Here is a 4903-nt window from a genome sequence, read left to right as displayed (position 1 = left end):
AGCAGAATATTCAACGGCTGACCAGGAGCGATCGACTGCGAGATGTCCTGCAGCCAGCCCATACCTTCAGACTGACCGAACCAGGCACCCAACGAAGCCGGGAACAGCAAGATGCTGCTCGCAAAAATGGCCGGAATAACACCAGCCATGTTCACTTTCAGCGGCAGGTGGCTGGTCTGCGCAGCGAAGACCTTGCGGCCTTGCTGACGCTTGGCGTAGTGAACGGCGATACGACGCTGACCACGCTCAATGAACACCACGAAACCGATGATCGCTACTGCCAGCAAACCGATGGCGACCAGAGCGAAGATGTTGATATCGCCCTGACGTGCAGACTCGAAAGACTGTCCGATCGCTCTCGGAAGACCGGCGACGATACCCGAAAAAATCAACATCGAGATACCGTTACCTACACCGCGCTCTGTGATCTGCTCGCCCAGCCACATCATGAACAGCGCACCAGCCACGAAGGTGGTGACCGCCACGAAGTGGAAGCCGATATCTGCAGAGAAAGCAACGCCCTGACCGGCCAGGCCAATGGACATGCCAATAGCTTGAACCAGAGCCAGGACGACGGTGCCATAGCGGGTGTATTGGCTGATCTTGCGACGACCAGCCTCACCTTCCTTCTTCAACTGCTCCAGCTGTGGGCTGACAGCGGTCATGAGCTGCATGATGATCGATGCCGAGATGTACGGCATGATCCCCAGTGCAAAAATGCTCATGCGCTCCAGCGCACCACCGGAAAACATGTTGAACAAGCTAAGAATGGTCCCCTCATTCTGTCGAAACAGGTCCGCCAGCCGATCGGGGTTGATACCTGGAACTGGGATATGCGCGCCGATCCGGTAGACGATAATCGCCAGGAACAGAAAACGCAGACGAGCCCAGAGCTCGGACAACCCGCCACTTTTGCTGAGCGCTGAGAGAGCACCTTGCTTAGCCATTTATTCCTCGAACTTGCCGCCAGCTGCTTCGATAGCCGCACGCGCACCTTTGGTGGCTGCGATACCTTTGAGGGTGACTGCGCGAGTAACCTCACCGGACAGCATGATTTTCACGCGCTGTACGTTTTGGTTGATCACGTTGGCATCCTTCAGGGACTGCACAGTTACGACGCCTTCAACTTTAGCCAGCTCGGAGGTGCGAACTTCTGCACGATCCATAGCCTTCAAAGAGACGAAGCCGAACTTTGGCAGACGACGATGCAACGGCTGTTGGCCGCCTTCGAAGCCCGGAGCGATGGTGCCACCGGAGCGGGAGGTCTGACCTTTGTGGCCGCGGCCACCGGTCTTGCCCAAACCACTACCGATACCACGACCCGGACGATGCTTCTCGCGACGGGAACCCGGCGCTGGACTCAGATCATTGAGTTTCATCGATTAACCCTCGACGCGCAGCATGTAGTAAGCCTTGTTGATCATCCCACGGTTTTCCGGGGTGTCAGCGACTTCTACAGTGTGACCGATGCGACGCAGACCCAGACCCTTAACGCACAGTTTGTGGTTAGGGATACGGCCGGTCATGCTTTTGATCAAAGTGACTTTAACGGTTGCCATGATCAGATGATCTCCTGAACGTTCAGGCCGCGCTTGGCAGCGATGGACTCAGGCGATTGCATCGACTTCAGACCCTTGAACGTTGCGTGAACAACGTTGACCGGGTTGGTCGAACCGTAGCACTTGGCCAGGACGTTCTGAACGCCGGCTACTTCCAGGACAGCACGCATTGCGCCGCCGGCGATGATGCCGGTACCTTCGGAAGCAGGCTGCATGTAAACCTTCGAAGCGCCGTGGGCGGACTTCATGGCGTACTGCAGGGTGGTGCCGTTCAGATCAACCTGGATCATGTTGCGGCGAGCAGCTTCCATCGCCTTCTGGATCGCAGCAGGCACTTCACGCGACTTGCCACGGCCAAAGCCAACACGCCCTTTACCATCACCAACCACGGTCAACGCGGTGAAAGTGAAGATACGGCCGCCTTTTACGGTTTTTGCTACGCGATTAACCTGGACCAGCTTCTCGATGTAGCCTTCGTCGCGTTTTTGGTCGTTATTTGCCATAACTTAGAACTCCAGCCCGCCTTCACGAGCAGCATCAGCCAGCGCCTTGACGCGACCGTGGTACTTGAAGCCGGAACGATCAAAAGCCACTTGAGATACACCGGCGGCTTTCGCACGCTCAGCGATCAGCTGGCCAACTTTAGTGGCCGCGTCGATGTTGCCGGTGGCACCATCACGCAGTTCCTTGTCCAAAGTCGAGGCGTTTGCCAGGACTTTGCTGCCGTCGGCCGAAATGACCTGGGCGTAGATGTGCTGCGAAGAGCGGTACACGCAGAGACGCACGACTTCGAGTTCGTGCATTTTCAGGCGTGCTTTGCGAGCGCGACGCAGTCGGGTAACTTTTTTGACGGTCATTTGCTATGCCCTACTTCTTCTTGGCTTCTTTACGACGGACAACTTCGTCCGCGTAACGCACGCCTTTGCCTTTGTACGGCTCTGGACGACGGAAGTCGCGGATTTCCGCGGCCACTTGACCAACCAGCTGCTTGTCGATGCCCTTGATCAGGATATCGGTCTGGTTTGGAGTCTCAGCGGTGACGCCTTCCGGCAGTTCGTAATCCACTGGGTGCGAGAAGCCGAGTGCCAGGTTCAGAATCTGACCCTTTGCCTGCGCCTTGTAACCAACACCGACCAGCTGGAGCTTGCGCTCGAAGCCTTGGCTTACGCCCTGGACCATGTTGTTGACCAAAGCACGAGTGGTACCGGCCATTGCACGAGTCTGCTGGTCGCCATTGCGGGCGGCGAAACGCAGCTCGCCAGCTTCCTGGACTACTTCAACGGACGAGTGAACGTTCAGGTCCAGAGTACCCTTGGTACCCTTTACCGAAAGTTGCTGACCGGCGATCTTGACTTCAACGCCTGCGGGCAACTTAACGGGGTTCTTAGCTACGCGTGACATGCTTATCCCCCCTTAGAACACTGTGCAAAGCACTTCGCCGCCGACACCGGCAGCGCGCGCAGCACGATCCGTCATCACACCTTTGTTGGTGGAGACGATAGACACACCGAGACCGCCACGAACTTTTGGCAGATCATCGACGGACTTGTACTGGCGCAGGCCTGGACGGCTGACGCGCTTCACTTCTTCGATAACCGGACGGCCTTCGAAGTACTTCAGCTCGATAGAGAGCAACGGTTTGGTTTCGCTGCTGATCTGGTAACCCGCGATGTAACCTTCGTCCTTCAGGACTTTGGCTACAGCCACCTTCAAAGTGGAGGATGGCATGCTTACGACGGGCTTTTCGGCCATCTGGGCATTACGGATACGAGTTAGCATGTCCGCTAACGGGTCCTGCATACTCATGGGCTAGACGCTCCTGATACAAATAAAATGAGCCTTTCGGCTACAACGTTCGCCTGGAAATTCCGGCCACGTGAAAACACGGGCTCTGGCGAGCCGGCAATTCTAGACGTACGCCACAAACGAATCAAGCCCCAAAAGGGGCTTGATTCAGATTCAGGCGTTACGCCGGTCGGGTTCCGGAGAAACCGAACGGCGTTGCGCGAGAAGTGCGGCTTACCAGCTGGCTTTAACCAGACCTGGTACGTCACCACGCATGGCGGCTTCACGCAGCTTGTTACGGCCCAGGCCGAACTTGCGGTAAACACCGTGCGGACGACCAGTCAGGCGGCAACGGTTACGCATGCGCGAGGCGCTTGCGTCACGTGGTTGCTTCTGCAGGGCAACTGTCGCTTCCCAACGTGCTTCTGGACTTGCGTTCAGGTCGACGATGATTGCTTTCAGTGCTGCACGCTTGGTGGCGTACTTGGCAACGGTGAGCTGACGCTTCAGCTCACGGTTTTTCATGCTCTTCTTGGCCATGGTCCTACTCCAATCAGTTGCGGAACGGGAACTTGAAAGCACGCAGCAGTGCGCGACCTTCTTCGTCCGTACGAGCAGTGGTGGTCAGGGTAATGTCCAGACCGCGCAGGGCATCGATCTTGTCGTAGTCGATCTCCGGGAAGATGATCTGCTCTTTCACGCCCATGCTGTAGTTGCCACGACCATCGAAGGACTTGGCATTCAGGCCGCGGAAGTCGCGAACCCGAGTCAGGGAGATCGACAGCAGACGATCCAGGAACTCGTACATACGCTCACGGCGCAGGGTCACTTTGACGCCGATCGGCCAACCTTCGCGGACTATGAAGCCTGCGATGGATTTGCGAGCGTAGGTCACAACGACTTTCTGGCCGGTGATCTTTTCCAGGTCAGCAACAGCGTGCTCGATGACTTTCTTGTCGCCGATCGCTTCGCCCAGACCCATGTTCAGGGTGATCTTGGTAACGCGTGGAACTTCCATCACGTTCTCAAGCTTAAGTTCTTCCTTAAGCTTGGGTGCGATTTCTTTCCAGTAAATCTCTTTCAGTCGTGCCATGGTCTCATCTACCTAGCAGTGTTCAAGCATCAACCGCTTTTTGGGTCGACTTGAAGACACGAATTTTTTTGCCGTCTTCAACTTTGAAACCAACGCGGTCAGCCTTGTTGGTTGCGCCGTTGAAAATGGCGACGTTAGAAGCGTGCAGTGGCGCTTCTTTCTCGACGATACCGCCCTGTACGCCCGACATCGGGTTAGGCTTGGTATGACGCTTCACCAGGTTGATCCCACCAACGACCAGACGGTCGTCAGCGAGAACCTTGAGCACCTTACCGCGCTTGCCTTTGTCTTTGCCGGCGATCACGATGATCTCGTCGTCACGACGAATCTTTTGCATGTCGGATCTCCTTACAGCACTTCTGGGGCGAGCGCGACGATATTCATGAACTTCTACGTACGTGGTTCGCGGGTCTCTGTCCCAAAGATACGGGTGCCGATCGGCTCTTGCAATTATTTCAACTGAACA

Annotated in this window: 10 protein-coding genes; all 10 read right to left on the bottom strand. The window is 56.2% G+C overall.

Annotated elements, in window-relative coordinates; genetic code table 11:
* Window positions 1–947, bottom strand: a 947-nt coding sequence (gene secY / locus ACIPO9_RS28110; protein WP_400784547.1) for a preprotein translocase subunit SecY, incomplete at its 3' end; no start/stop codon positions are given.
* On the bottom strand, window positions 948–1379 hold the full coding sequence (gene rplO / locus ACIPO9_RS28105) for a 50S ribosomal protein L15 (protein WP_037017733.1): 432 nt from the start codon (window positions 1377–1379) through the stop codon (window positions 948–950).
* 3 nt (window positions 1380–1382) lie between these two features.
* Entirely contained in the window at window positions 1383–1559 is a 177-nt protein-coding gene (gene rpmD / locus ACIPO9_RS28100; RefSeq protein WP_093468886.1) for a 50S ribosomal protein L30, read from the bottom strand.
* Between the two features lie 2 nt (window positions 1560–1561).
* On the bottom strand, window positions 1562–2062 hold the full coding sequence (rpsE, locus tag ACIPO9_RS28095; RefSeq protein ID WP_274134920.1) for a 30S ribosomal protein S5: 501 nt from the start codon (window positions 2060–2062) through the stop codon (window positions 1562–1564).
* Window positions 2063–2065: 3 nt separating this feature from the next.
* Entirely contained in the window at window positions 2066–2416 is a 351-nt protein-coding gene (gene rplR / locus ACIPO9_RS28090) for a 50S ribosomal protein L18 (protein ID WP_037017727.1), read from the bottom strand.
* Window positions 2417–2426: 10 nt separating this feature from the next.
* Complete coding sequence (gene rplF / locus ACIPO9_RS28085; protein WP_274134922.1) at window positions 2427–2960, bottom strand: 50S ribosomal protein L6; 534 nt, start codon at window positions 2958–2960, stop codon at window positions 2427–2429.
* 12 nt (window positions 2961–2972) lie between these two features.
* Window positions 2973–3365, bottom strand: a complete 393-nt coding sequence (gene rpsH, locus ACIPO9_RS28080; protein ID WP_020290698.1) for a 30S ribosomal protein S8 — start codon at window positions 3363–3365, stop codon at window positions 2973–2975.
* Window positions 3366–3578: 213 nt separating this feature from the next.
* Entirely contained in the window at window positions 3579–3884 is a 306-nt protein-coding gene (rpsN, locus tag ACIPO9_RS28075; protein ID WP_003228726.1) for a 30S ribosomal protein S14, read from the bottom strand.
* A 13-nt stretch (window positions 3885–3897) separates the two neighbouring features.
* Window positions 3898–4437: a 50S ribosomal protein L5 gene (gene rplE / locus ACIPO9_RS28070; protein ID WP_400784545.1), complete on the bottom strand. Its 540-nt coding sequence runs from the start codon at window positions 4435–4437 to the stop codon at window positions 3898–3900.
* Between the two features lie 22 nt (window positions 4438–4459).
* On the bottom strand, window positions 4460–4774 hold the full coding sequence (gene rplX, locus ACIPO9_RS28065) for a 50S ribosomal protein L24 (RefSeq protein WP_002555478.1): 315 nt from the start codon (window positions 4772–4774) through the stop codon (window positions 4460–4462).
* Between the last annotated feature and the right edge of the window lie 129 nt (window positions 4775–4903).

It is taken from the genome of Pseudomonas sp. NPDC090203 (assembly GCF_044746765.1).
GTDB lineage: Bacteria > Pseudomonadota > Gammaproteobacteria > Pseudomonadales > Pseudomonadaceae > Aquipseudomonas > Aquipseudomonas putida_AD.
Note: the sequence above shows the minus strand (reverse complement) of the source record. Positions and strands in the feature narration are given on the sequence as shown.

Bases quoted from the DNA above. Each gene is read 5' to 3' on its own strand.
- rplF (WP_274134922.1), bottom strand. From the start codon at position 2,960: ATGTCACGCGTAGCTAAGAACCCCGTTAAGTTGCCCGCAGGCGTTGAA.
- rpsN (WP_003228726.1), bottom strand. From the start codon at position 3,884: ATGGCCAAGAAGAGCATGAAAAACCGTGAGCTGAAGCGTCAGCTCACC.
- rplX (WP_002555478.1), bottom strand. From the start codon at position 4,774: ATGCAAAAGATTCGTCGTGACGACGAGATCATCGTGATCGCCGGCAAA.
- rplR (WP_037017727.1), bottom strand. From the start codon at position 2,416: ATGACCGTCAAAAAAGTTACCCGACTGCGTCGCGCTCGCAAAGCACGC.
- rpsH (WP_020290698.1), bottom strand. From the start codon at position 3,365: ATGAGTATGCAGGACCCGTTAGCGGACATGCTAACTCGTATCCGTAAT.
- rpmD (WP_093468886.1), bottom strand. From the start codon at position 1,559: ATGGCAACCGTTAAAGTCACTTTGATCAAAAGCATGACCGGCCGTATC.
- rplO (WP_037017733.1), bottom strand. From the start codon at position 1,379: ATGAAACTCAATGATCTGAGTCCAGCGCCGGGTTCCCGTCGCGAGAAG.
- rplE (WP_400784545.1), bottom strand. From the start codon at position 4,437: ATGGCACGACTGAAAGAGATTTACTGGAAAGAAATCGCACCCAAGCTT.
- rpsE (WP_274134920.1), bottom strand. From the start codon at position 2,062: ATGGCAAATAACGACCAAAAACGCGACGAAGGCTACATCGAGAAGCTG.